The sequence below is a fragment of the Leisingera sp. F5 genome, from assembly GCF_001593695.1.
Genome location: NZ_LUKH01000024.1, coordinates 12,151 through 37,278, shown reverse-complemented (window position 1 = coordinate 37,278; position 25,128 = coordinate 12,151). Strand labels below are relative to the sequence as shown.

The 25,128-nt window shown below is 62.9% G+C and carries 20 protein-coding genes and 1 riboswitch; of the genes, 8 read left to right on the top strand and 12 right to left on the bottom strand.

The features are described from left to right. Nucleotides 1-33: 33 nt before the first annotated feature. Nucleotides 34-2,499: a CoA transferase gene (locus tag A2I95_RS16640; RefSeq protein ID WP_291731170.1), complete on the bottom strand. Its 2,466-nt coding sequence runs from the start codon at nt 2,497-2,499 to the stop codon at nt 34-36. Between the two features lie 107 nt (nt 2,500-2,606). Here A2I95_RS16640 and A2I95_RS16635 point away from each other — a divergent pair, with 107 nt between their 5' ends. Beyond that, nucleotides 2,607-3,536: a LysR family transcriptional regulator gene (locus tag A2I95_RS16635; RefSeq protein WP_291731169.1), complete on the top strand. Its 930-nt coding sequence runs from the start codon at nt 2,607-2,609 to the stop codon at nt 3,534-3,536. Between the two features lie 101 nt (nt 3,537-3,637). Here the strand turns inward: A2I95_RS16635 and A2I95_RS16630 are convergent, their stop codons facing one another. The 6 genes from A2I95_RS16630 to A2I95_RS16605 all read right to left on the bottom strand — a co-directional run bounded on the left by A2I95_RS16630 (nt 3,638) and on the right by A2I95_RS16605 (nt 11,491). Continuing rightward, complete coding sequence (locus A2I95_RS16630) at nt 3,638-5,467, bottom strand: BCCT family transporter (protein WP_291731168.1); 1,830 nt, start codon at nt 5,465-5,467, stop codon at nt 3,638-3,640. A gap of 76 nt (nt 5,468-5,543) precedes the next feature. After that, nucleotides 5,544-6,554 carry an Ldh family oxidoreductase gene (locus tag A2I95_RS16625; RefSeq protein WP_291731167.1) on the bottom strand — a complete coding sequence of 337 codons (1,011 nt, stop codon included), beginning with the start codon at nt 6,552-6,554 and terminating at the stop codon, nt 5,544-5,546. Between the two features lie 12 nt (nt 6,555-6,566). Next, the gene (locus A2I95_RS16620; protein WP_291731166.1) at nt 6,567-7,214 is read right to left on the bottom strand and encodes a DUF3726 domain-containing protein; all 648 of its coding nucleotides are present in this window, start codon (nt 7,212-7,214) and stop codon (nt 6,567-6,569) included. Continuing rightward, nucleotides 7,211-8,923, bottom strand: a complete 1,713-nt coding sequence (locus A2I95_RS16615) for a hypothetical protein (protein WP_291731165.1) — start codon at nt 8,921-8,923, stop codon at nt 7,211-7,213. The genes A2I95_RS16620 and A2I95_RS16615 overlap by 4 nt, the downstream gene beginning before the upstream one ends. Nucleotides 8,924-8,928: 5 nt before the next feature. After that, nucleotides 8,929-9,912, bottom strand: a complete 984-nt coding sequence (locus A2I95_RS16610) for a membrane dipeptidase (protein WP_291731164.1) — start codon at nt 9,910-9,912, stop codon at nt 8,929-8,931. 133 nt (nt 9,913-10,045) lie between these two features. Next, on the bottom strand, nt 10,046-11,491 hold the full coding sequence (locus A2I95_RS16605) for an aldehyde dehydrogenase family protein (RefSeq protein WP_291731163.1): 1,446 nt from the start codon (nt 11,489-11,491) through the stop codon (nt 10,046-10,048). A 105-nt stretch (nt 11,492-11,596) separates the two neighbouring features. Here A2I95_RS16605 and A2I95_RS16600 point away from each other — a divergent pair, with 105 nt between their 5' ends. Further along, nucleotides 11,597-12,484: a LysR family transcriptional regulator gene (locus tag A2I95_RS16600; protein ID WP_291731162.1), complete on the top strand. Its 888-nt coding sequence runs from the start codon at nt 11,597-11,599 to the stop codon at nt 12,482-12,484. Between the two features lie 10 nt (nt 12,485-12,494). On the opposite strand, the gene A2I95_RS16595 is transcribed toward A2I95_RS16600, so the two are convergent. Then, nucleotides 12,495-13,517, bottom strand: coding sequence for a LacI family DNA-binding transcriptional regulator (locus tag A2I95_RS16595; protein WP_291731161.1), 1,023 nt, complete (start codon nt 13,515-13,517; stop codon nt 12,495-12,497). Between the two features lie 112 nt (nt 13,518-13,629). On the opposite strand from A2I95_RS16595, the gene A2I95_RS16590 reads away from it, so the two are divergent. The 5 genes from A2I95_RS16590 to A2I95_RS16570 all read left to right on the top strand — a co-directional run bounded on the left by A2I95_RS16590 (nt 13,630) and on the right by A2I95_RS16570 (nt 19,589). Continuing rightward, nucleotides 13,630-15,141, top strand: a complete 1,512-nt coding sequence (locus A2I95_RS16590) for a tripartite tricarboxylate transporter permease (RefSeq protein WP_291731160.1) — start codon at nt 13,630-13,632, stop codon at nt 15,139-15,141. Next, on the top strand, nt 15,138-15,593 hold the full coding sequence (locus tag A2I95_RS16585; protein ID WP_291731159.1) for a tripartite tricarboxylate transporter TctB family protein: 456 nt from the start codon (nt 15,138-15,140) through the stop codon (nt 15,591-15,593). The genes A2I95_RS16590 and A2I95_RS16585 overlap by 4 nt, the downstream gene beginning before the upstream one ends. 53 nt (nt 15,594-15,646) lie before the next feature. After that, entirely contained in the window at nt 15,647-16,606 is a 960-nt protein-coding gene (locus A2I95_RS16580) for a tripartite tricarboxylate transporter substrate binding protein (RefSeq protein WP_291731158.1), read from the top strand. A gap of 68 nt (nt 16,607-16,674) precedes the next feature. Beyond that, nucleotides 16,675-18,096, top strand: coding sequence for an aldehyde dehydrogenase family protein (locus A2I95_RS16575; protein WP_291731157.1), 1,422 nt, complete (start codon nt 16,675-16,677; stop codon nt 18,094-18,096). After that, the gene (locus A2I95_RS16570; protein ID WP_291731156.1) at nt 18,093-19,589 is read left to right on the top strand and encodes an AMP-binding protein; all 1,497 of its coding nucleotides are present in this window, start codon (nt 18,093-18,095) and stop codon (nt 19,587-19,589) included. Before A2I95_RS16575 ends, A2I95_RS16570 begins: the two co-directional genes overlap by 4 nt. Before the next feature lie 188 nt (nt 19,590-19,777). On the opposite strand, the gene A2I95_RS16565 is transcribed toward A2I95_RS16570, so the two are convergent. The 4 genes from A2I95_RS16565 to A2I95_RS16550 form a co-directional block, all read right to left on the bottom strand. Beyond that, nucleotides 19,778-20,539 (bottom strand): ABC transporter ATP-binding protein, encoded by a 762-nt coding sequence (locus A2I95_RS16565; protein ID WP_291731155.1) that lies wholly within the window; start codon nt 20,537-20,539, stop codon nt 19,778-19,780. Then, nucleotides 20,536-21,585 carry an iron ABC transporter permease gene (locus A2I95_RS16560; RefSeq protein WP_291731154.1) on the bottom strand — a complete coding sequence of 350 codons (1,050 nt, stop codon included), beginning with the start codon at nt 21,583-21,585 and terminating at the stop codon, nt 20,536-20,538. The genes A2I95_RS16565 and A2I95_RS16560 overlap by 4 nt, the downstream gene beginning before the upstream one ends. Continuing rightward, nucleotides 21,582-22,592 carry an ABC transporter substrate-binding protein gene (locus tag A2I95_RS16555; protein WP_291731153.1) on the bottom strand — a complete coding sequence of 337 codons (1,011 nt, stop codon included), beginning with the start codon at nt 22,590-22,592 and terminating at the stop codon, nt 21,582-21,584. The genes A2I95_RS16560 and A2I95_RS16555 overlap by 4 nt, the downstream gene beginning before the upstream one ends. 141 nt (nt 22,593-22,733) lie before the next feature. After that, nucleotides 22,734-22,927: riboswitch (cobalamin riboswitch) on the bottom strand. A gap of 209 nt (nt 22,928-23,136) precedes the next feature. Beyond that, on the bottom strand, nt 23,137-23,916 hold the full coding sequence (locus A2I95_RS16550; protein ID WP_291731152.1) for a DeoR/GlpR family DNA-binding transcription regulator: 780 nt from the start codon (nt 23,914-23,916) through the stop codon (nt 23,137-23,139). 208 nt (nt 23,917-24,124) lie between these two features. On the opposite strand from A2I95_RS16550, the gene A2I95_RS16545 reads away from it, so the two are divergent. Then, complete coding sequence (locus A2I95_RS16545; RefSeq protein WP_291731151.1) at nt 24,125-25,072, top strand: ABC transporter substrate-binding protein; 948 nt, start codon at nt 24,125-24,127, stop codon at nt 25,070-25,072. Nucleotides 25,073-25,128: the final 56 nt, after the last annotated feature.

Here is a 25,128-nt window from a genome sequence, read left to right as displayed (position 1 = left end):
CACCCCATACTTTGCAAGACCGCAGATCCGGGCCTACTCCGGCAAGTATTTCTCCGACCAGGCCTCACCCGCAGCGCCGCCGGCAATCATTGCCTCCGCCTGTTCCGGCGCATAACCCAACCGCTCCAGAATGGCTCTGGTGTGCCCGCCGTATTTCGGCGCCGGCCCCGGGATAGTGATCCGGCCGGCTTGCGGGCGCACCGCATTCGGCGCCACCAGATCGCACCAGCGTCCCATGGGGTGCTGGTCGTGGCGGATCACCCGGAAAGTTGCTTGTGCAAGGTCTATACTGCCGGCGCTTTCCAGCTGCAGCGCCGCATCGCGGGTTTCGTGCAGCGAGGACAGCGGCACCGCGGTGGCAGAGGTGCCGGCAAACGCCGCGCGCCAATGCGCCAAGGGCTGAGTGCGGAACCGCTCCGCCAATGCGCCGTGCAGCTGATCCTCCGGCAGCTCAGCCAGATCCGTCAGCTCAGCCACCCGTACCAGCGCAGCGCCGCGTTCAGTGGGGGCGGCAAAGAAGAACCAGCAGTCCGAGGCCTGGTAGCAATGGTAGAACGGCCCCCAGCCCAGGGCCTCGCGGCCCGAAGGCTCGTCGAAGGGTACCCGGCCCGCGTGGTCAAACATGAACTGCGCCTGGATCAGGTTGCCGGCCGCTGCAAGCGAAGCCCGCGCCACCCCGCCCTTGCCAGTCTCCTTGAGTTGCAGCAAGGCGCCGCCCAGGGCCACGCAGGCGCAGAAGCCGGTCAGCACGTCGATGGTGCCGAAATGGGCGTGTTCCTCGGGCGTGTCCATACCGCCGCCAAAGCGCAGCATCACGCCGGTGGCTGCCTGCGCCAGATCATCATAGCCCAGATGATCGGACTTCGGCCCGCGCATGGGGCCGCCAAAGGCATCCAGCTGCACCAGGATCAGGCGCGGGTTGATCCCGGCCAGCCGTTCTGGAGACAGACCCAGATAGTCGCGCTGCTGGTCGGTGCCGTTCATCGTGATCATGTCAGCGCCGGCAATCAGACGGGCCAATGCCTCCTGCCCCTCGTCTGTGCGCAGGTTCAGCAGGATACTCTCCTTGCCGCGCTGCGCATGGATGCCAAAGACCACGGTGTTCCAGGGGTCGACAGACGGCTCTACCGGCTGCACCAGCGTCACCTCTGCGCCGAACCGCGCAAGCGTCGAGCCGATGGTCGGCCCGGCAATCACATTTGTGAGGTCGACGACCTTCAACCCGTCGAGCCATCCTTTGCCTTCATGACCGCTGCCAGTGCTGCGCTCCGGCTCAGCCAGCAGCGCCGCCAGATCAGCTTTGACGGCGCTGATCTTCTGCGCCGCGCCTGCGTCATCACTCAGCCAGGCGACATTGCCCATCTGCCGCATGGCGCCGTGTCTGGCGTCCTCTACCTGCAGCACCAGGCCCGAGGCCAGCGCATGCGGGTCATCGAGCCATTCCTTGGTAAAGCGCTGCGCGGTGGCGGGCGCCTTGGCGGCGCCAAACAGCTCTTCCCATTCATGCGACGGCTTCGTCAGGAAGGCGGCCTTCATTGCCGAAGACACCCGCGCGCGGTCAGACGGCCCCACCGGGTAATTGCGCATCGACCATTCTGCGGGCCAGTCCTTGGTATCCAAGTAAGCCGGGAAATCCGGCAGCTCGTCGGCCAGATCCTTCAGCCCCAAGGTCTCCAACACCCGGCGGGGATGAGTAGCAACCGAGCCGGCCACCACATAAAACCCTCGCCCGTCGCCGCAGGTATAGGTGCGGTAGAACGGGTCGAGGAACTCGGACAGCTCCTCGAACTTCAGGTTCATCGGCAGCCCCTCGGCGGCGCGGCGGTCCAGCTCCACCTCGCGCGGGGATTTGTAGCGCTCGGGATAGTCCTCGATCTGCTCGCAATTATAGACCAGCCCCTCCAGGAGCGCGGCGGCCAGCGGCACCTCGATATGGTCGCCGCCATTGGCTTCGCGGGCGTTCAGGGCAAACAGCACCGACATCGCGCCGAAGCTGGCGCCATAGGCCGAGGCCAGCGCCAGCGGCGAGAAGGACGGGTTGATGCCCATCAGACGGCGGTTCAGGCCCATGTCGGTGAACTGGCCGGTATAGGCCGCGATCACGGCCTCCCAGGCGGGCAGGTCAGCCAGCTCCGCGTCAGTGGAGGCAAAGCCCGGCATCGACAGATAGACCAGCTGGTTGTTGGCCGCGCGCAAGGTCTCCGGCCCCAGGCCCAGGCGGTCCATCACACCGGGGCGGAAGTTCTCGATCACCGCATCGGCGCGTTTTGCGAGTTCGATTGCGGTGGCGCGGCCCTCTTCGGACTTCAGCTCCAGCGCGAGCGTCTGCTTGCCCCGCGACAACATGTCAAAGGCCGGACCATCAAACCCGGTGCCGCCGGGCGGGGTGATGCGGATGACCTCAGCCCCTAAGTCGGCCAGCATCATGCCAGTCAGGGGGCCGGCCAGGTAGTGGCCGAAATCAAGAACACGAATATGGGAAAGAGGACGCTGCGGCATGGGAAGGTCTCGCCTGTTGTCGGTGCAAAGTTCAATCCGCAACAGATTATCTTCAGGCCCCGCAATATCCACTGGCCAAAAACGCATGCGTTCCCTAACAATTTCCTATGGAACGCTCAATACGCCCCACCGCCGGCTCGCTGAATGCCCTTTTGGTGCTGGAGGTGGCGGTGCGCCATGCCAGCCTGTCGCGCGCCGCGGCTGAGCTGGGGCTCAGCCAGCCTGCCGTCTCCCGCCATATCGCGACGCTGGAGGACCGGCTGCGGCAGCCGCTGTTCGAGCGCAACAACAACCGGATCGCGCCGACCGCCAATGCCGCCCGGCTGGCCGGTGCGGTGGCGCTGGGACTGGGCCATGTGGACCAGGCCTGGAGCGAGGTTCTGGCCGCGCCGGAAACCAACGAGGTGACGCTGGCCTGTACATTCGGCTTTGCCGACCAATGGCTGATGCCGCGCTATTCGGACTTGCGCGCCTATCTGGACGGCGGCCGGGTGCGGGTAGTGACCACCGACCAGCTGGGCGACATCGACCTCAGCCGCCTGGATGCAGCGGTGGTCTGGGATCCGTCACGGATGCCCGACCGCCCCTATTTTCCGCTGATCCCAGCAGAAACCTTCCCGATTTGCAGCCCCGGCTTTCTGCAGGCCCATCCCGAAGCCGGCGCGGATATTGCGAGGCTACCGCCGGAACTGTTTTTGCATTTCGACACCGGCGCCTCCGGTTTCCTGACCTGGGAGGGCTGGTTTGCCCAAGCCGGCCTGACAGCGCCGCAGTTCGGGGCGGCGGCTGAGTTCGATGCCTATCCGTTTCTGCTGCAATCGGTACGCCGCGGTGAGGGGATCGGGCTGGGCTGGACGGGGATCGCGGATCAGGCCCTGGCTGCCGGTGAGGTTCTGCGGCTGGGGCTCGCAGTTTCCGACCGGCCCCACAGTTATTTTCTGCAACACCGCGAAACCGGCGGCAGCGCGCTGGAGCAGTTGCTGAAGTGGTTCAAGCGGGAAGCCGCAGCCAGCCGGGGTCCGGCCAGCCCCAACTGAAAAGGGCCGGAGGGATCTTTCCCGCCGGCCCTGCTGCCGCCTGAACGGGCGGCTGATCTGTTTACCGGGCAGCCCTGAACAGCTCCGCCCGGCAGTGTTGCTTATTCAGCAGGTGCGCCTTCTGCAGCCTTTTCACGCTGACCGTCACGGAACAGCGCCTTGGCCAGCGCCACACACATCAGGCCCATGACCATGGTAAAGGGCAGCGCGCCGATGATCATCGCGCTTTTCAGCGCTTCCATCGGGTCCGCTCCGCCGTTCTGCTTGCCTGCGAAAAGCAGTGTGCCGATCACCGCGGTCAGGATCAGGCCCCAAACGATCTTATGCTTGTTGCCGATGTTCTGGTCGCCGCCGGACATGATGGTGTTCATCACCAGAATGCCGGAGTCCGCCGATGTAACCAGGAAGGTCATGATCAGCACCACGCACATGATGGTGATACCCGACAGCAGGCCGCCGTCGATCATGCTCTGCAGGGTCACGAACAGCTTGGCCGTGTTCGACGCGCCGATGATGGCGCCTTCGGCCGCACCGCTCAGTTCCAGATCGACCGCGGTGCCGCCCAGGATGGTCATCCAGGCAAAGCAGACCATCGCCGGTGCAAACACGCAGCCGATGATGAATTCACGCACCGAACGGCCGCGGGAAATGCGCGCCAGGAACAGGCCGACAAAGGGCGAGAACGCAATCCACCAGGCCCAGTAGAAGGTGGTCCAGCCTGCCTGCCAGCCGAATTGGCGCTGCGGTTCACCCGCTGCATAGGCGGCCGACAGAACGTCGTCGGACAGGGCAGCTGCTTCGCCTTCCAGACCCGATTTGAAGCCGTCGAAGGAGCCCCATGCATTGGTTGCACCACCGCGCAGCGCATCGGCATAAGGTGCCGCTTCGGCAGGCAGCGCTGCCGAGAAGTCGGCCGCCGCTTGCGGGGTGTAGGGACCGAAGCTCAGTGAGACAAAGTGCAGAATGTAGTCCACGAAGGCCGAGGCATATGTGGTCATTGCGAACATGAACGAGCCGAAGACCACAAAGGTCAGCAGCAGGATGATCGACAGAACCAGGTTCAGGTTCGACAGATACTTCACGCCGCGGCCCACGCCGGACACCGCCGAGATGATCGACAGGCCCATGATGGCAAACAGGCCGGACAGCAGGCCAACAGTGCCCGGTGCCGGAGCGTCGCCGCTCATGTCCATCATCCATTCCATGCCGGTGATGGCATAGACGCCGTCAACGAACTGCGACACGCCGAAACCGATGGTCACAGACACACCCAGGATGGTGGCAACCACGCCCAGCACGTCGACGACATGGCCCGCGATGCCGTTCATCAGCTTGCCGAACAGCGGTGTAAGCGCGGTACGGATGGTCAACGGCATATCGCGGGTATAGGCGTAATAGGCCAGCGACAGACCGGTCACCACATAGATCGCCCAGGCATGGAAGCCGTAATGCAGGAACGTGTAGCGGAAGCCGGACTGAATGGCTTCCTCGGTGTTAGGCACCACGTTTTGCGCCAGCACTTCAGGGTTGGAGCCCCAAAGACCAAGCGGTTCAGCAGTTGCAAAAACCATCAGACCGACGCCCAGACCGGCGCCGAACATCATCGAGAACCAGGAGAAGTCCGAGAACTCCTTGGCCTGACCCGGCGTCCCCATGATCCGCTTACCGGTTTGCGGCAATGCGGCGACCACAAACAGGAAAAAGGCGAAGAAGCCGACGATAACGATGTAGAAGGCATTGAAGTCTTCCAGAATGCGCCAGTTCAGGCTGCCCAGAACGCCAGTGGCGTTTGCCGGCCAGACCAGTGCCCAGAGAACCAAGGCGACCATGATCCCCTTGCTGAGCAAGGCGATCTCAAGGCTGTGCCCCTTATAGAAGCCACCGTCGGAGGTTTTAATCTCCAAATCGGTGAAAGGTTGTTTAATTGACATGCGTTTCCTCCCGTTTCGCACGTGCCGCACCGAAGTGCGGATTTTCGGCGGGTTGCGGTCCCGCCGGCATCCGGCGTCAGCCCATCAGGGCGTTGATCCTGTTCAGCGTTGCCACGCTGACCGCGACGCCATCTGTCCGGGCTTTGATCCGCTTGGTGCGGCGCCCGTCGCCCGGCAGATGTGCGCCGGCTTGCCCGCGCACCGCTTCTACGATCCCGGCCATTCCAGCACCAAAAGCGTCATTTGAGGTGGCAACCGGGTCGATTGCGATGAACATTTGGCCGGTTTTCGGCGGCCCGCCTGCAGTACCGGAAAATGGCGAGGCGTTGATGCCAAGGGTTGCACCGGTCAGAGCTGCGGCCATGATCTCGGTCAGCAGCGCAACACCGACGCCTTTGTAACCGCCTGACGGCGCCATTGACCCCTTAAGGCCGGCGTCCGGGTCGGTGGTCGGATTGCCGTCTGCGTCCAGCGCCCAGCCCAGCGGGATCTCCTTGCCTTCACGGGCGTGTTTCATCACTTCGCTTTTGGCGATGGTGCTGGCGCTCTGGTCGATCAGCAGTTCCGGTTCGCCGTCTTCACCCGGCACCGCCACGGAGAACGGATTGGTTCCGACAACCGGCTTGGCGCCGCCTGACGGAGCGATGGACGCGGGCGCATTGGTAAAGCCCAGACCTACCAGGCCTGCGCGGGCCAGACGGGCGGTGTGATAGCCCAGCACGCCGCAGTTATAGCTGTTGCGGATCGCCAGAACCGCGACACCCTGCTCGCGGGCTGCCGGGATCAGCGCCTCGAACCCCATGTCGATCGCGGAATGGGCAAAGCCGGTGGCGGCATCCACCGCCACCACGCCGGGACGCGGACGCGCCAGAGCCGGAACCGCCTGCCCGTCCACCTTGCCGCATTGCACATGCTCGGCATAGATCGGGATATAGGCCAAGCCATGGCTGGCGACGCCATCCGCTTCGGTTGCTGCGGTGGCAACAGCCAGCGGGCGGGCATTGGCCTCGGATGTGCCGGCCGCCACCAGGGCGCGGAAGGACAGATCCTCGATCTCGGCAAGGGTCAGGGTTTTGGTTTCGGTCATAGCGACGCCTCTTCAGTCGTTGTCGGACAGCCCGGCACCTGCGCCGCGCAATCGCGAAGCTTCGGTGGCGGGCGCATAAGTGCGGTGGGCAAGGACGCCAAGGCGGTCCCAGGCCTCGGCCGGAGCGCTGCCGCGCAAAACCGGCTCCCGGCGGTCGGTCATTTCAGCCGGAGTGGTGAAAGCAACCTTGTCGGCAAGCATCGCTGTGTAGGCGTCGGGAGCGCCCCGCGCGCACAGCTGGCGGCCATCCGTTGCAAGGTAGACACCTGCCCATTCAACAGCGACCGGAGTCTCCAGCCGCAGCGCGGCCCCTGCAGCGAAAGGAACCAGCAGCAGCGGCACGCAAACACGCTCCATTTCGATCCGGCCCGCATCCATCAGCTGCACCGCGCAGTCGCTCAAGGCGGCGCCGGCAATCAGCGGGCTCATCCGCCCCGAAGGCGCGCTCCACACGCCGGTCAGCGCTGCGGGCGCGAAATCGGCAGGCGGCAGACGGTCGTTCAGCTCCAGAAGCGCGGCCAGCAGCTCCGCTCCCGGAAGGCCGAAGGAGGACAGCCAGCGCGTGCCTTTTGCGGCTTCTTCGGCCAGGCCCCAGGGAAGGCCGGCGCCACGGGCAGCGCGTTTGCACATTGCTTCGATCTCATTCAGGGAATGGTTCATGCCAATGCCCCCTCTTCCAGCCTGGGATAGACCCAGAATTCGGCGTTCTCCTGCGAAAGCTCCTGCGGATAGGGCGCATTGCCGTACATGCAGATCCGCACCCAGCGGTCAGAGCGGGGATCAAACTGCGTGGCACCGAAGAAAGCGAGTTTGCAACGCAGCATGTCAATCGGCAGAACATCGTGCGAAATCGTATTGTCACGGATCTCAGCATAAGGTGCGCGGCCCGCGATCTGCGCGCGGCGCACCGTATGACGGTATTCAGGATGGCGCAGCAGGAACTCGGCAACGCGGATCTCCCCCTGCCAATGCGCCAGCGCATTGAACAGCGCCGCAGCATCCCGGCCAGGCGCCAGCGGCTGCTCGTATTCTTCCACCGGCTCCTCGAACCGTTCACCCAGGCGCGGTTCAAGCTTTTCTTCCGAAACATACCAGGCGCGGGCGCGGTTTTCCCGTTTCTGCCAGTCTGTACCGATCGCCCATTCATAAATCCGCGTCAGCAGCCCGCGCAGTTCTTCAATGGTCATCGCTCCGGCGATCCGGAATGTCGGCGTGTTGTCTGCCGCCATGCCGTCGCTCAAGTCGTCAACCAGGGTGCCATAGGGTTCCAGCATCATTGAGGCCAGCCATTCCTGACCTTCCAGAGACAGGGTTTCTTCGGCCCAGCGGTGCATCTGATCCCATGGCTGAGGACCGGTCAGCACCTGCGGAGTGCTCAGATAGGCGTCAATCTGTTCCAGATCGTTCCGCAGCCCGGCCAGTTTGCGCACCTGAATCTCATGCTCGGACTGCCACAGGGCAACATTTTTCTTGCTGCGCTGCAAAAGCCGCAGGAACAGGGCGATTTCGTCCTCCGAAGCGCTATCCAGGCTGCGGACAATACGGATGGCATCCTCGCGGGCTGAGATCCAGTTGTTGAATAGAACCGGATGGTTCAGCAGGAACGGAGCCATGCCCAGTCCGGTTGAATTTCCGATCCCCAGCGAACGGGCCAATTCCGGGTCCAACAGTGCTGCTGTTCGACCTGCCGCCTTAGCGCGCAGGTCCGCCATATGCTGCACCAGATCGCGCACGAACCAGCGGGTCAGGAAAACCGACAGCATCTCGGCCTGGAAGGGAACCTGGAATTCTGGGCGTTTTGCTATCATTTCGCGGTCCGCGGCGCCCAGTTTACCCGATCCGTAAACAGCCGTGGTCCGCATCAGATAGCCGACGGCCTCAAGCTGGGTGGCATCCGGCTGGCGGCCTTCGGACAAGGCGGAAACCACATGTTCCCACAGGCGCACGGACCGGTTCGCACGCGACACTGAAATCTCGCGTTCACTGACCCGGCCGGCTTCCTGATACGGGACATTGTTTGAAAGGCGTTCGATGTCCTCGTCCGTCGGGACACCATCGAACAGGGCAAACGTGGCATCCCACGCAGTTGCAATCACACGATCCGACCGCATTTCAGGCGGCAGATCGTGCGCAAAGGCGATCAGGGAATAGGTCCGCGCAGGGCCGGTTGCGGAAAAGACCGCAACGCCGACCCCGTTTTCATCAATATCAAACTTGGGGCGCGAAAAGCTCCAGTTTTCGCGTGCCATGCGCCGTGTCAGAATCCGCATGAAGCTGAGGCGGCACTGGTGCAAAGAGCCGAGACGGCTGAGGCGCATGACCTGCGCCGGGTCCCGTAGTGATATTGATGTCTGCGCGGTTGTTTCCATTTAGGTTATCCTTTGGGGCCAAAGTTTTCGGCAAAGAACCGGTGCCAGTTCCCGCCCATGATGCCGCTGACCTCACCATCGTTCATGCCCGTCGCGCGAAGGCCCTCTTCGATGTTTCCAAAGTCGCGGTTGTCCTTGAACCAGCTTGGCATTTCCGGGAAGCCCGGCGCGGCGGCTGATCCTTCGCCGTAGTCGATTTCCTTGCTCCAGCGGCCGACGCGCATCCACTCAACCACGCTGTCAGGCTGGTCCTGGCACAGATCGGTGCCGATGCCGAGGTGTGCCACCCCGTATTTGTCGGCAGTGCGTGCAATCATTTCGCAGAAGCTTTGCAGGGTGCAGGCGCCCTTGTCCTTCAGATGGTGCGGATAGACCGAAAATCCCAGCATGCCGCCGTGGCCGGTGACGGCCCGGATCACATCATCCTTCTTGTTGCGCAGGGCCGGCGACCACTCATACGGGTTGGCATGGGTGATGGCGATCGGGCGGGTGGAAATTTCCGCCGCCTCGATAGTGGAACGATCAGCCGAATGGCTCATGTCCACGACCAGGCCAACCCGGTTCATCTCCTTGATCACCTGCTTGCCCATGCGGGTGATGCCGGGATCCTCGGCCTCGTAGCAGCCGGTCGCCAGCAGCGATTGGTTGTTGTAGGTGAGCTGCATGAACCGCGCACCCAGGGTGTGCAGGATCTCCACCAGGCCGATGTCGTCCTCCATCGGCGACGGGTTCTGGAAGCCGAAGAACACTGCGGTACGGCCGGTTTCACGGGCCTTGTCGATGTCAGAGGCCCACTGCCCCTTCATGATCAGGTCCGGATACTGCTCGAACCAGCGGTTCCACTGTTCGAAGTTCAGAACCGTTTCGCGGAAGTTCTCGTGATAGGCAATGGTGACTTGGATCGCGTCCACGCCGCCTTCGCGCAGCTGGCGGAAAATTTTCTCCGACCAGTTGGCATATTGCAGGCAATCGATACGGTATCCGGTCATTCAAGCACCTCGAATTTCAAAAACCATCGCCCGGCCCTTTGCGGCGGGCGGTCTGCGCCCGCCCCATATGAGGCGGAACGGGCGCGTCCAAGAATTGGCAGGCCGGCTGCACGGCGCTGCCAGAGCTCTTTAATCAGACCGGATTGCCGGCGCTGATGTAGGCGGTCTTGACGGTGGTATAGAACTCCGCCGCCGCCTTGCCCTGCTCGCGCGGGCCATAAGAGCTGTCGCCGCGGCCGCCGAACGGCACGTGGTAGTCGGTGCCTGCAGTGGGCAGGTTGACGGCGACAACACCGGTGCGCGCGTTGCGGCGGAAATGGGTGGCACGGGCCAGCGACTGGGTCACGATGCCCGAGGTCAGTCCGAAGTTGGTGTCGTTCACCACGCTCAGCGCCTCGTCGTAGCTGCCGACCTTGATCACGCTGGTCAGCGGCGCGAACATTTCCTCGCGGTTGATGCGCATGTCGTTGGTAGTGTTCAGGAACACGCCCGGGGACATATAAAAGCCCTCGTGCGGCATCTCCAGGCGCTGGCCGCCGCAGGCCAGTTCCGCACCTTCGGATTTGCCCAGATCGACATAGGCCAGGTTTTCGTTCAGCTGCTGCTGGCTGACAACAGGGCCGATTTGCGTCCCCTCCTCCAGGGCATGGCCAACTTTGTAGGCGCTGGCGCCCGCGACCAGTTTCTCGACAAATTCATCGTGAACCGAAGCATGCACAACCAGACGCGACGACGCGGTGCACTTCTGACCGGTGCTGCCAAAGGCGCCGCCAAGCGCGAGAGACACAGCCAGATCAATGTCTGCGTCATCCATGACCGCCAGCGCATTTTTGGAGCCCATTTCCATCTGCACTTTGGTCAGGTTCTGGATCGCGGCCGAGGCGATGCCCTTGCCAACCGGAACCGAGCCGGTGAAGGAAATGGCGTTGACCTTGGGGCTTTCCACCAGGCGCTGACCGATTGAGCGGCCCGAGCCCATGACCAGAGAGAACAGGCCCTTGGGGATGTCCTGACGGTTAATGATTTCGGTCAGCGCTACAGCCGATGCCGGGGTGATATTGGCAGGCTTCCAAACCACGGCATTGCCGTAGCACAGCGCTGGTGCAATCTTCCATGACGCGGTTGCGGTCGGGAAGTTCCAGGGGCTGATGATGGCTACGGTGCCTACAGCCTCGCGGCGCACGTCGATTTCAACTCCGGAGCGCACAGAATCGGCGTTTTCGCCCAGCTGACGCAGGCATTCAGCGGCGTAATAGGTGAAGAACTGACCGGCGCGGTAGACTTCGCCCTTGCCTTCAGCAAACGGCTTGCCTTCTTCGCGGGACAGCAGGGTGCCCAGCTCTTCGGCGCGGCTCATCAGCTCGTTGCCGATGTTCATCAGCACGGCCTGCTTGCGCTCCATGCCATAAGCTTCCCACTCACGCTGCGCGACTTGCGCCTGGTCCAACGTTGCCTCCAGCTGATCGGCGCTGGCCTGGGCAAACATGCCGACCAGATCGCTCAGATCCGAAGGGTTGCGGTTTTCGATTTCGCTTTCGCCAGCCAGCCATTCGCCGGCAATCAGGTTCAGTTTGGTCACGGAGAAGCCCCAGATGCTGAATTTCAGGTTTCCGGCAGGATGGACTTCGGCACCGGCATCAGTCAAACTCAATTAACTGAACGTAACTACAGAAATTCTGAAGTCATGGCATTGAAAATCGAAATGTTGCGCGCCTTTTGCACCGTAGCGCAGACTGGAAACCTGTCGGAGGCGGCCAACCGTCTGGGCCGAACCCAGTCAGCCGTCTCCATGACCCTCAAGCAGATGGAGGACCATCTGGGCAAAAAGCTGTTCGAAGGCGAGCGCAAGAACCAGCTGTCGCCCTTGGGAGAGCAGGTTTTTGAACTGGCCCAGAAACAGGTGCGCCAGTTTGATCACACCGTGCAAAGCATCGAGATGGCGGCTGAGGCTATTCACGGGCTGATCCGTATCGTCTCGGTTCCCTCGGTCGCGGCGCTGGTGTTTCCGCCGGTGCTGGAGCATATGACCGCCCGCTATCCTGGCCTCAAGGTTGAGCTGCGCGATACCGACACCCAGCAGGTGCTGGATGCGCTGGCCGAGGGCAAGGCGGATATCGGCATCGCCTCTGGTTACCACCCGCTGAACGGGGTCAAGGCGGTGCCGCTGTTCGAGGACCGCTTCGGCCTGGTCTGTTCTGCCGGGCACCCGCTGTTTCAACAGGACGCCCCGCCTTCCATTACGGATGTCACCAGCGCGGGATTTGTCCGCAATGCCCTGTGCGATCTGATCCGCAATGAGCGGTTTGTGGCGGCCAGCAGCGGCGCCGATGTGACAATCCACAACACCCATTCGCTGATCACCATGGTGCGCACCGGCAAATGGGTCACGGTGCTGCCGCAGACCGTGGCCCGGTTCATGCCGGAAACCACGGCCTTCCGCCCGATTGCCGATCTGCCGGACAGGCGCGAAGTCTATCTGTACCAGCGCGACCGCTCGCGTTTTGCGGCGCTGTCCGAGGAATGCTGCGCCTTCATCCGGTCCTGCGACCTGTCCAGCGGCCTGCCTGGCTAACCGGTGCCACTTAGGCCGGCCCAGTTGTCCCCCGAATGATCTGCTCCAGGTCGCAGCACAGGCTGAACGGTTCCGGCGTATCTGATGTGATGAAGCGGGTGAACTCTGCGCCCGCGAGCGTTCCGATGGTTTCCGCCGGGATCCGGACCGTTGACAGGCCGGGTTCAATGTCAGCCGAGCCTTTGAAATCACCGATCCCCATCACCGACAGATCTTGCGGCACCTTCAGCCCGCGTTTCTGCGCCCCGTACAGCGCGCCCTGGGCAATCACGTCATTGCCGCACAACAGCGCGGTCGGACGGGACGGCCCGGCAAGCAGATCCAAGGCCGCCTGCTTGGCCTGCGCCACGCTGTAAGGCGCCTCGGACTTCCGGTCCTCTGGCACGGTGACGCCGGCAGCTTCAAGGGTTGCCAGCACCGCCGACAGCCGGTGCCGCGCCCGGTCATTGCCCTGTGTGTCAGGGAAGATCAGGCCGATATCCCGGTGTCCAAGCTCCAACAGATGCGCCGCCGCCATCCGGCCTGCCTGCCTGTTGTCAGCCCCGACACAGGGCAATGCCGCATCCTGCGCATAGTTCCAGATCGCCATCGCCGGGGTTTCCTGCTGCGCGATCAGCCGGGCGGTGGCCTGCGAATGCTCCAGCCCGATCAGCGCCACACCGTCGACCCGGTGCTCCAGAAACTTGCGCACCATCGCGTATTCCCGGTCCAGATCATACCCGTGCGAGGCAAGCAGCAGGCTGAACCCCTCCTTGTCGATGGCATCCGAAAACGCCTGGATCACCTCGGCAAAAATCGCATGGTTGATTGTTGGCACAACCAGGCCGATAGTGGCTGAACGCTTACCGTGCATCGTCTGCGCCGCACGGTTGCGGATATAGCCAAGCTTTTGCACAGCGCGGTTGATCTTCTTACGAGTCGCCGGGCTGACCAGATCAGGGTGGTTGAAAGTGCGCGACACCGTGGAGGGAGACACTTTTGCAGCCTTGGCCACCGCGACAATATCGACGTTACCCTTTTGTTTTGAAGCCAAAACTTCCCCTCCCGCGATAGTTTTATGAAAACGTTTGCAATACTATTTTCATGGCCTAACCTGAATTGTCAAGAAACGTGAAAACGGGATCAGCCGGGTTGGGAGGCCCTGAATGGACTTCATATTTTATTTCGGAGACGTCTTCTCGCCGCTGTCCTTCCTGCTGCTTCTGGGCGGCACGATTGGCGGGCTGATCCTGGGGGCAACCCCCGGGCTATCCCCAACAATGGCAGTGGCGCTGCTGATCCCCTTCACCTTCCACCTGGAGGCCGTGCAGGGTCTGATCCTGCTGGGGGCTGCCTATACCTCCACCGTTGCAGGCGGCGCCGTCAGCGCGATCCTGCTGAAGATCCCCGGCGCGCCGGCCAATATCGCTACCACGCTGGACGGCCACCAGATGGCCAAGCAGGGCAAAGGCGCCAAAGCGCTGCAGCTGTCGTTCCTGGCCTCGGCCGTCGGCGGCATCTTCGGCGTGCTGCTGCTGATCTTCCTGACGCCTATGCTGGCCGAATGGGCACTGGCCTTCGGCCCCTCGCATCTGTTCTGGCTGGCCATTCTGGGCGTGACGGTGATCGGCTCGCTCGATTCAGCTTCCGTTGTCAAAGGCCTGCTGTCCGGCTGCATCGGGCTGTGGCTGGCCACCATCGGCTTTGACGACATCATGGGCGCCCAGCGCTTCATCTTCCACCCGTCCCTTGGCGGCGGCATCAACATCATCGCGGCCCTCATCGGCCTGTTTGCCATCCCGCAGGTGCTGACCATGTTCGCCAAGGGCCGCCGCGCAACAGGCGCCGAAGTGATCGAGGTGCAAAAACACTCGGTCCTGGACGCCACCAAGGAGCTGATCCGCCGCCCCCTTGCCCTGGGCATTGGCACTATCACCGGTTCGATCATTGGCTTGATCCCCGGTGTGGGCGGGCAGATCGCCGGGCTGGTGGCCTATGACCAGACCAAGAAGTTCTCCTCCGAGAAGGAGAAATTCGGCAAGGGCCACAGCGAGGGCGTGATCGCAGCAGAAGCTGCCAACAACGCCATGGTCGGCCCGTCGCTGGTACCGCTACTGACCCTGTCGATCCCCGGCAGCCCCACCGCCGCCGTGCTGCTCGGCGGGCTGCTGATCCATGGCATCTTTCCGGGCTCCGACCTGTTCGACAATCACCCGGATGTGGCCTGGACCTTCATCAACTCGATGCTGGTGGGCCAGGTTCTGATGTGCCTCTTCGGCCTTTACGTGGCAGGCCTTGCCGCCCGCGTCGCGCAGGTGCCGCAATCGGTGATGGCGGCCATCGTGCTGGCGCTGTCGGTGTTCGGCGCCTACTCGGTGCAAAGCTCGATGGGCGACGTCTATGTCATGGCCTGCCTTGGCATCGGCATGTATTTCCTGGAGCGTTTCGGGTTTTCCGCCGCGCCGCTGGTACTGGGGCTGATCCTGGGGCCGATTGCGGAATCCAACTTCATCCAAGGCGGCATGATCGCCGACGCCACCGTGGGCCGGGCCAGCTACTTCCTGTCTGGCGGGCTGAACATCTTCCTGATCGCTGTGGTTGTTGCCTCCATCGCCTATTCGGCCTGGATGGAGCTGCGCAGCCGCCGTTACACCACCAAAGAGGAGGCGCAGGCATGAACCGGTCTCAGCACATTTTCGGCTCCGGCTTGGTCCTTGCCGTCGGCATCTGGGTCGCCTGGATCAGCTACACGCAAGCCCCTGCCGAAGCCTTCCTGTTCCCGCGCCTGATAGCCTCCGTCTTTGTGGTGCTGGCCGGCTGGACCTTTGGCAAGGCGGTTCTGGGCCTCAGCAAGGTCGGCTCGGGTGTTTCGCGCACCATGTTCATACAGATGGTGCCGGGGCTGGCAGTGATGCTGATCTATGTCTTCTGGGCCGCCAAGACGCTGGGGTTCTATACCGCCACCGCCATCGGTTTTTTCATTCTGCTGTCGATTTACGACCCCGCGCCGCATTCCGAAGCCAAAACCTGGATCAAGCGCGCAGTGGTTACCGCCTGCTTTGTTGCTGTGATGTACGGGCTCTTTGCGCTGCTGCTGAGCGTCTACACGCCGCGGGAAATTCTGTTCTGACCGTTTGAACGCGGCCCGGAAACATAAGCGAAACCATAAGGGAGGAGAAGAAAATGAAAAAAATGATTGCAGGCGCTGCCATGGCGCTGATGGGTCTGGGCGGAGCCGCCTTGGCCGAGGATTACCCGGAACGCCCGATCATGATGATGGTCTCCTACGGCGCCGGCGGAGCAACGGATTTCCAGGCCCGCATCGTGACCATGACTGCGGGCAACGAGGATGCTTTGGGCATGCCCATCGCCATCATCAACAAGCCCGGAGCCGGCGGCCGGGTCGGCTGGAACTGGTTTGCCACTCAGGCCGACCCGGACGGCTATACCCTGGCAGCCTACAATGTGCCCCACTTCATCGCCCAGTCGATCAAGGGCGGCGTGCAGTATTCGGCAGACAGCTTTGAACCCATCGCCAATTGGGGCGCCGACCCGGCGGTCTTTGTCGTTGCCGCGGACAGCCCCTTCAATTCAATGGCGGATGTGGTTGCCCATGCCAAGGAGAACCCGGGCAAGCTGACCTTTTCGGGCGCCGGGTTGTTTGTGGGCCACCATATTGCCGCGCTGCAGATCGAAAAGGCCGCGGGCGTCAAGATGGCCTATATCCCGACCAAAGGCGGCGGTGCGGCTGCGATGAAAGCCGTTATCGCTGGTGAGGTCATGGGCGGGGTAAACAACCTCTCCGACGCGTTTCGCGCACAAGCGGCGGGCAATGTCAGGATCCTCGGCGTTGCGGACCTGCAGCGCTCGGACTTTCTGCCCGATGTGCCCACCATGCAGGAGCAAGGGCTGGAAGTGGACAATTCATCGGTCAATTTCCGCGGTGTGATGGTTCCCAAAGGCACCCCGCAAGAAGTGATCGACCAGCTCGCCGACACCGTGCCGGAGATGTTCGCAAACCCCCGTGTGGCCAAGAAAATGCAGGCCGGCGGCTCGCCCATGCACATCATGACCCGCGACGAGGTCAAGGAAATGTGGGCCGCCCGCGAACAGACGCTCAAGGAACTTCTGGCCGGGCTCTGATCCCGCCACCCTTGGCCGAAACCCTCCGGGGCAGCGTCCCTGCCCCGGACAATCAATCGAGGAAAGACATGAACGCTCAGGACGCACTCGCCTCCGGCATCGCCGGGGTGGAACAGATCGTGGCGCGCGCCCGCACCGCCCAGCAGGCCTTTGAGGCAGGCGGCAGCCAGGCGCTGTATGACAAGGCAGCTTTGGCGGCAGGCTGGGCCATCATGGAACCCGCCCGCAACCGTGCCCTGGCTGAGCTGGCAGTGGAAACCACCGGCCTCGGCAATGTGCCGGACAAGATCACCAAGAACCACCGCAAGACGCTGGGCCTGTTGCGCGACATCGCCGGCGTCCAGACCCACGGCATCATCAGCGACGATCCTGAAACCGGCATCACCGAGATCATGCGCCCCATCGGCGTGATCGGCGCCGTTGTCCCCTCGACCAACCCGGCGGCTACACCCGCCAACAACATCATCAACGCACTTAAGGGAGGCAATGCCATTGTGGTGGCGCCCTCGCCTAAGGGCGTCGCCTCCTGCGAGCTGCTGCTTTCCTGCATCCACGCTGAATTCGCCAAGCTGGGATTGGACCCGGATCTGGTGCAGATGATCCCCGCGCCCGGCTCCAAGGCCAAGACCCAGGCGCTGATGGAAGCCGCCGACCGGGTGATCTGCACCGGCAGCCAGAACAACGTGCACCGCGCCCAGTCCTGCGGCACCCCCGCTGTAGCCGTCGGGGCCGGCAATGTGTCGGTGATCGTGGACGAAACCGCCGATCTGCCCGATGCAGCAGCCAAGATCACCGCCTCCAAGACATTCGACAATGCCACTTCCTGCTCCTCGGAGAACTCGGTTGTGGTTGTGGACGCTATTTATGACCGGTTTATTGCCGCATTGGCCCAGGAAGGCGGCGCGCTGATTCCCGAAGCAGAGGCAGACGGTATCATCGCCAGACTCTGGCCGGACGGCCATCTGAACCGCGAAGTTATTGCACAAGACGCAGACAAGATGCTGACCGCGCTGGACATGGACGGAAACGTCCCCGCGGACACCAAATTCCTGGCGGTGGAAACCAAGGGCATCGGCCCGGACCACCCCCTGTCCGGCGAAAAACTGAGCCGCATTCTGGCGGTCTACCGCGCCGCCGATTTCGCGGATGCCAAAGCCATCGCCGCGCGCATTCTGGACCATCAGGGCAGCGGCCATTCCATCGGCATTCACACTGCCAGGGACGAACGCGCGATTGAGCTGGGCCGCGAGATGCCAGCCTGCCGGGTGATCGTCAATCAGGCGCATACGTTTGCCACCGGCGGCGCCTTTACCAATGGCATGCCGTTTTCCCTGTCGATGGGTTGCGGCAGTTGGGGCGGCAATTCGATCGACACCAACCTCAACTGGCGCCATTTCGTGCAGACAGCCAAAGTCGTGCGCGAAATTCCACCCCGCGAACCGGCACTGGACGACATTTTTGCCAGCTATTGGGCGGAGGCAGGCCAATGATGGAACTGCCCAAGGGAACCATTCGCGACTGGCTTGACAAACGCGCCAAGGACGGCGGCACCGGCTTTGTCTTTCCCGATGGCGCGCCGGACCTCTCCTGGCCCGAACTGCGCAGAACCGCCGAGGCCATCGCCCGTTCGCTGACCGCGATGGGCATCGCAAAAGGCGAAAGCATCGCCATCCTGCATCCCAACGGGCGCGAAGCCCTCGAATGCTTGTTCGGGGTGCTCTACGGCGGCTTCCGCGCCACCATGATCAACCTGGTCGCAGGCAACAGCGCCGTCGCCTACGCCCTGCAGCACAGCGGCGCCCGCTTTGCCTTTGTGCATGACAGCCAGACCGGGCTGTTCGAGCAGACTGCCGACCTGTCCATCCTCTCCCCATTGGACAGGCAGGCAGTCACTGGCGGCTCACCGGCAGAGCTGCACCCGCTCTCTGCCGGTGACCACGCTTTGCTGATGTACACCTCCGGCACCACCGGGCAGCCCAAGGGGGTTGTGCACAGCCACGCCAGCCTGCTTGCCGGCGGCTGGACCACGGCGGCTGCACATGAACTGACACCGCAGGACCGCGGCCTGTGCGTGCTGCCGGTCTACCATATCAACGGGTTGTGCGTGACGGTGATGGGCACGCTGATTTCCGGCGGCTCGCTGGCGATGTGCGAGCGTTTCTCCGCCAGCCGTTTCTGGGCCCATGCCGGCTGGTCGCAGGCCACCTGGTTTTCGGTGGTGCCCACCATCATCTCGCACCTTTTGCACTCGGAACTGGACCCGGTCGACAGCACTTGCGCCCGCATCCGTTTCGGTCGCTCTGCCTCCTCAGCACTGGCCCCGGACGTGCAGCGCGCGTTTGAGGACCGCTTCGGCATACCCATTATCGAAACCATGGGCCTCACTGAGACCGCCGCCCAGATCCTGTCGAACCCGCTGCCCCCCGGCACCCGCAAGATCGGCTCCCCCGGCATCGGCTATGGCAACGAAGTCGCTATCCTTGATGCCAATCAGAACCCAGTCACCGATGGCAGCGAAGGCGAGCTGGCCGTGCGCGGCCCCAATGTGATGCTGGAGTACCTCAACAACCCCGAGGCCACCGCAGGCACTTTCACCGCGGACGGCTGGCTGCGCACCGGCGACCTGGGGCGCATCGACGCCGACGGCTATGTTTTTGTCACCGGCCGCCTTAAAGAGCTGATTATCAAAGGCGGCGAAAACATTGCCCCGCGTGAAATCGACGAAGCCCTCTACTCTCACCCCGACGTGATCGAGGCCGCGGCCTTTGGACGCCCCTGCAAAAGCTACGGCGAGACGGTGGAGGCGGCGGTCAAGATCCGCAACGGCTCCAGCCTGACCCCGCTGGAGCTGATTGAGATCTGCCACTCCGTGCTGGGGCGGTTCAAATCGCCGGACGAGATACACATCCTGCAGGACCTGCCCAAGGGGCCGTCAGGAAAGATCCAGCGCAACAAGATCCTTGGGGAGATCAGCAACACCTGAGACCCCCAAGGGGCCCAATCCGCAAGACCCTAAGAGGGTCAGCCTTTGTGCCCCAATGTTTCGCGCGCGAAACATCCGGTCGCACTGCTGGCCGGTTCGCCGCGCCGCAGCGCGGCGCCGGGCCCAACGGGCGCCGGCTGTCCGTCAGGACATCCGGCAACGGGCGGGAGACCTGTGCTGCGGCACTCTCAGGCCAAGTGAAAGGACAGAAACGGCTCACCGCCATCCGCGTCCTGGACCCAGCGGGCCTTGATCCCGAAGATCCCGGAAACCGTTTCAGGCGCCAACGCCTGCTGCGGTGTGCCCAGCGCCACCAGGCGTCCGCCCGACAGCACCGCCACCCGGTCGCACATCAGCGCCTGATTCAGATCGTGCAGCGCCACGACGGTAGTCACCTTCAGGTTCCGGATGCAGTTCAGGATCGACAACTGATGGTGAATATCCAAGTGGTTTGTCGGCTCGTCCAGCAGCAGCAGCCCGGGCCGCTGCGCAAGTGCGCGGGCGATGTGCAGCCGCTGCCGCTCACCGCCGGACAGGGTGGCCCACTCGCGGCTGGCAAACCCCTCCATTTCCACTGTCTTCAGCGCATTTTCCACATGCTGGCTGTCTTCGCCGCTCCAGGGCCTCAACGCTGACAGCCAGGGGGTCCGCCCCAGTTCCACCACCGACCGTGCGGTAATTCGCTCGGCGGTGTCTGCCTGCTGTTCAACGATCGCGGTCCGCTGGGCGACCTCTCTGCGCGTCAGCCGCGCCAAGGGTTTTTCCGCCAGCAGAACCTCGCCTTGCGAGGGGCGCGCCAGACCCGCCAGCAGCCGCATCAGCGTGGATTTCCCAGACCCGTTCGGACCAACCAAGGCCAGGGTCTCTCCCGGCTGCACCGTCAATGAGACATCAGAAAGCAGCAGCTTGCCGCGGATAGAGTAAGACAGGCTGCGGGCTTCGATCTTCATCGCGCAGCCCTTCTTCCACGCACCAGGATCACCGCAAAGGACGGTGCGCCGATCAGGGCTGTGACCACGCCGATGGGCAGCACCTGTCCCGGAATGATGATGCGGGACACGATGTCGGCGCCAATCAGGAACACCGCGCCGGTCAGCGCCGCGGCCGGCATCAGCCTGCGGTGACCCGGGCCAACCAGGAACCGCGCCGCATGGGGGATGACCAGCCCAACAAAACCGATGGAGCCGACAATCGACACCATTACCGCAGTTGTCAGCGCGGTGGCAAAGATCAGAGTGACCTGCACCCGCCGCACCGGAATGCCCAGCGAGGCCGCTGAATCGGTGCCAAAGGTAAAGGCGTCCAGCGCCCGCGCATGGAACCGGCAGACCCCCCAGCCCGCCAGAGCCAGCGGCACCGCCAGCCACACATCCGGCCAGCGCACCCCGCTCATATTGCCCATCAGCCAGAACATGATGCCGCGGGCCTGATCAGCATTGGCCGACTTGGCGATGATGAAAGCAGTCAGCGCGTTGAACAGCTGCGAGCCTGCAATGCCGGCCAGCACGATCTGCGCTGCCGCCGCGCGGCTGCCGCCTGCTCCGGCGGCCCGGGCCAGAACGGCAACAAAGCCAAAGGCCAAAAGCGCGCCATTGAAGGCGCCAAAGGACAGCGACAGCGCACCGCCGCCCAGCCCAGCAATGGTCACTGCAACCGCCCCGGTGGAGGCGCCGGCAGAGATGCCGAGGATGTATGGATCGGCCAGCGCATTGCGCAGCAGCGCCTGCAGCACCACACCCGCCACCGCCAGCGCCGCCCCGCAGGCCCCCGCCACCAGCGCCCGCGGCAGCCGGTAACTCCAGACAATGCCTTGATCTATCGGATCAACCGGCAGCCCTGCCCCGGCCAGCTTGTTGGCCAGAACAGACAGCACAAGGTCAGGCGCAAGCGCGGTTTCCCCGATCATTGCGCCTGCCAGAACCGCCGCAACCAGCACCGGCAAGGCCAGGCACGCGCCCTTGACGCCCTGCCATGTGATTGCGGCGGCTGCGCTCACTGGCTGTTGCCGATCGCGCTGAGTTCAGCAGCCAGTTCCTCCAGCGCCGGAATGGCACGGATGGTGGCATCCATCGCCTGAGCGTCCATCACGACGATGCGGTTGTTCTTGACCGCATCCATCTGGCTGGCCACCGGATCACTGCGCAGGAACTCCAGCTTTTTCTCATAGTCATCCGCAGCAAAGCGGCGGCGGTCCATGCGGGCAATCACAATCACTGTGGGGTTGGCTTTGGCGATGGTCTCCCAGCCGACAGTCGGCCATTCCTCGTCGGTTTCGATGACGTTGCGCAGGCCCAGCTGCTGCATCATGTAACCCGGCGCGCCCTTCTCGCCTGCCACAAACGGATCGCTCTCCATTTCAGGCGAAGAGAACCAGAACACGGCGGATGCATCTTCCAGTGCGACTTCCTGCGCCTTGGCAACAGCTGCCGCCTCGCGGGCCTTGTAGTCGGCGACCAATTCGGCGCCTTTTTCGGCTTCGCCAAAGATCGCCGCCAGCTCCTCGATGCCCTGATACAGGCTGCCGGTGGTGAACATCCGGGTGCGGGTTCCGTCGCCGCCGGTGGTGTTGTCCTTACCGACGCAATCGGCGGGCATCACATAGGTCGGAATACCCAGATCATGGAACTGCTCACGTTTGGCCACGACGCCTTCGGGGCCAACGTGCCATTCGTACTGCGCCGCAACCAGGCCGGGCCGCTTAGCAACCACGCTTTCAAAGCTCGGATCGTTGTCGGCCAGGCGGTCGATCTTGGCATTCAGGTCCGCGTATTCGGGCAGCACGTCGTTGAACCAGACCGAGGTGCCCAGCACCTTGTCGCCCAGCCCCAGCGCGTAAAGCACTTCGGTCGCCGCCTGGCCGACCGTTACGGAAGACGCTGCCGGCGCCTCGAAAGTGATCGACTGGCCGCAGTTTTCAATGGTCAGCGGAAAGGTTTCACCGGCCGCCGCAGCCTGTGCAGCAGCGATGAAGGAAAGGCCGATCAGGCCGGAACGCAAAAACATGATATTCGATCTCCATGTGTCAATGACCGGAGAACGGGTGAAAGGGCATTGACCGGTAAGGCAGAGGTCCTTGCCCCCGTTTGCGGCACCGGAAACCGGCGGCGCATCTTATCGGCAACCTCCCCGGACAACCCCGCCCGGTGTTTTTCGGTTTTCACCGGCAGGTCTCCTGACTGGCGGGTCAATGACTGTGCCGTCTTCCCGGACTGTTTTGGTCCAGTGACGTCATGGCACAGCTCTCGCCGCCTACAGTTGCGGGGGCAGTTCCGTTTGGCGCCGGCAGGCACCGCGGATTCCCTCTTAGCCCTTTCGGGACCGGTAAAGCGCGGGTAGCGCATCCCTTTCGTTGCGGCAAGAAAAAGTTATTCTGCAGCAGAAATTCTGCGGCCCGGGCACAGCTGCGGCAAGCAGCCTAGGTAGGAGGGTTTCCAAAGGCACGGACAGATGGAAAATTCCAGAAGAAGCCGTTTCAGGGTTGGGACACCCATCAGCCGCAGCCGCAAAAGCGGGACTGCAAACTGTCCGGAGACAGCCCGCAGTCCCGTTATTCGACCACGATCAGATCGGTATCCATCGCCTTGAGCATGTCCAGGATGGCCTGCGGCGGTTGCGCGTCCGTATAGAAGACTTCGAATTTGGTATCCTTGCCGATCGACACCGGCGCGCGCTTGTTGAATTTGTCATGATCGGCAACGACTATCCGGACCTGCGCATTGGCCGCCGCGACACGGGCCAAATTTGCCTCTTCCAGGTCATGCAGCATGAAACCCAGTTCGGCATTGATCGCCCCGGCCGAAAAGATGGCAAACTGCACGTTCAGCCGCCGCACCAGATCCAGCGCTTCGGCCCCGAAGGCGCCGCCGTCATGCGGGCGCAGCTCGCCGCCGGCCAGAAACACCCGGTTGTTGTTGCGCGATGCCAGCGCATGGGCCACCAGCACGGAGTTGGTCACCACAAAGAGGTTTGACCGCTGCTGCAGCTCCTGCGCCACATAGGCTGTGGTGGAACCAACGTCTAAAAAGACCGAATCCCCGTCGCTGATGGTCTTGGCCACCTCGATGGCCAGACGCTGCTTTTCAGAGGCGTGGGTGTCCATCCGGCTTTGCAGCGGCAGCTCGTTCACATCTTCAACCAGATGCACCCCGCCGTGAACCTTGCGGACCGCCTGGGCATCCTCCAGCGTGCGGATGTTCCGCCGGATGGTTTCATTGGACACACCCAGCCTGCCAGCCAGATAGCTGACCCTGCAGGATCCGCCTGCCTGCTGCAGCGCCCGCAGGATTTCCTCTTCACGCTGGTTGGTGGTCTTACGGGTTTTGGTCATCTGGCCTCCTGTTGCGTTGCTACGCCAGAAAGCCACAAAAAACAACACACGGACCTCTAGCGCCGCAATTTTTTGCTCAAAAACCGCCTAATTCAGAGACAATTGTGGCTTATTGTGGTTTTTTATTGACTGACAGACATAACCGCAGCACCATCTCAGCACGCGACGCCAAGAATCGCACAAAATGCCACATATCAGGGAATTCCTTATGCTGAGAAACTTCAACGCTTTGGGAGCCGTGGCGCTGACAGCCGCCGTTTCCGCTCCATCCGCCTGGGCCGCCGAGTCCTCCGACCCCATCAGACTGACACTGCACGACTGGTCCGGCCAGCTGATCAACACCAAGATCATGGGCAGCATCCTGCAGGAGGCAGGATACAACGTCGAATACGTCCAGGCAGACTATATCGCCCAGTTTGCCGGGTTGAAGACAGGGGACCTGCATCTGGCGATGGAAATCTGGGAAACCACCGGACGCGAGGCGCTGGACGACGCGACTGCCTCGGGCAAGGTGGTCAACGCCGGCGAAACCGGGCTGATGGCGATCGAGGAATGGTGGTACCCCGCCTATATGAAAGACCGCTGCCCCGGCCTGCCCGACTGGCAGGCGCTGAAAGACTGCGCCGAGGAATTCGCAACTGCTGAAACCTCCCCCTACGGGCGCTATGTCGGCGGGCCGGTCACCTGGGGCGGCTTTGACGAGGAACGCGTCGAGGCGCTAGAGCTGGAATTTGAAGTTGTGCATGCGGGCACCGATGCGGCACTGTTTGCCGAACTTGAATCCGCCTATCAGCGCCAGGATCCGATTGTCCTGTGGGTTTATGTGCCGCACTGGGCGCCGGCCAAATACGACGGCGAGTTCGTGGAATTCCCGCCCTATTCCGCGGAATGTTACGCTGATCCTGCGGCGGGGGTGAACCCGGATCTGGCTTATGACTGCGGCAAGCCGCGCGGCCCGATCTGGAAGGCGGCCTGGGCCGGACTGCCGGAAAAATGGCCGGGTGCCTATGAGATCGTTCAGTCCTACCAGATTACCAACGAAGAGATGAGCGCCATGGTCGGCAAGGCGGATCTGGAGGGCGTCGATATCGATACAGTGGTGTCCGGATGGATGACCGCAAACAAGGACCGCTGGTCCGGCTGGATCGGCAACTGATCTCACTCCCCGGGGCTGCTGCACGCTCTCCGGCAGCCCCGGTCTTTTCTCCTGTC

Coding starts and splice junctions, on each gene's coding strand:
- A2I95_RS16640 (WP_291731170.1), bottom strand. CDS start 2,499: ATGCCGCAGCGTCCTCTTTCCCATATTCGTGTTCTTGATTTCGGCCAC.
- A2I95_RS16635 (WP_291731169.1), top strand. CDS start 2,607: ATGGAACGCTCAATACGCCCCACCGCCGGCTCGCTGAATGCCCTTTTG.
- A2I95_RS16630 (WP_291731168.1), bottom strand. CDS start 5,467: ATGTCAATTAAACAACCTTTCACCGATTTGGAGATTAAAACCTCCGAC.
- A2I95_RS16625 (WP_291731167.1), bottom strand. CDS start 6,554: ATGACCGAAACCAAAACCCTGACCCTTGCCGAGATCGAGGATCTGTCC.
- A2I95_RS16620 (WP_291731166.1), bottom strand. CDS start 7,214: ATGAACCATTCCCTGAATGAGATCGAAGCAATGTGCAAACGCGCTGCC.
- A2I95_RS16615 (WP_291731165.1), bottom strand. CDS start 8,923: ATGGAAACAACCGCGCAGACATCAATATCACTACGGGACCCGGCGCAG.
- A2I95_RS16610 (WP_291731164.1), bottom strand. CDS start 9,912: ATGACCGGATACCGTATCGATTGCCTGCAATATGCCAACTGGTCGGAG.
- A2I95_RS16600 (WP_291731162.1), top strand. CDS start 11,597: ATGGCATTGAAAATCGAAATGTTGCGCGCCTTTTGCACCGTAGCGCAG.
- A2I95_RS16590 (WP_291731160.1), top strand. CDS start 13,630: ATGGACTTCATATTTTATTTCGGAGACGTCTTCTCGCCGCTGTCCTTC.
- A2I95_RS16585 (WP_291731159.1), top strand. CDS start 15,138: ATGAACCGGTCTCAGCACATTTTCGGCTCCGGCTTGGTCCTTGCCGTC.
- A2I95_RS16580 (WP_291731158.1), top strand. CDS start 15,647: ATGAAAAAAATGATTGCAGGCGCTGCCATGGCGCTGATGGGTCTGGGC.
- A2I95_RS16575 (WP_291731157.1), top strand. CDS start 16,675: ATGAACGCTCAGGACGCACTCGCCTCCGGCATCGCCGGGGTGGAACAG.
- A2I95_RS16570 (WP_291731156.1), top strand. CDS start 18,093: ATGATGGAACTGCCCAAGGGAACCATTCGCGACTGGCTTGACAAACGC.
- A2I95_RS16565 (WP_291731155.1), bottom strand. CDS start 20,539: ATGAAGATCGAAGCCCGCAGCCTGTCTTACTCTATCCGCGGCAAGCTG.
- A2I95_RS16555 (WP_291731153.1), bottom strand. CDS start 22,592: ATGTTTTTGCGTTCCGGCCTGATCGGCCTTTCCTTCATCGCTGCTGCA.
- A2I95_RS16550 (WP_291731152.1), bottom strand. CDS start 23,916: ATGACCAAAACCCGTAAGACCACCAACCAGCGTGAAGAGGAAATCCTG.
- A2I95_RS16545 (WP_291731151.1), top strand. CDS start 24,125: ATGCTGAGAAACTTCAACGCTTTGGGAGCCGTGGCGCTGACAGCCGCC.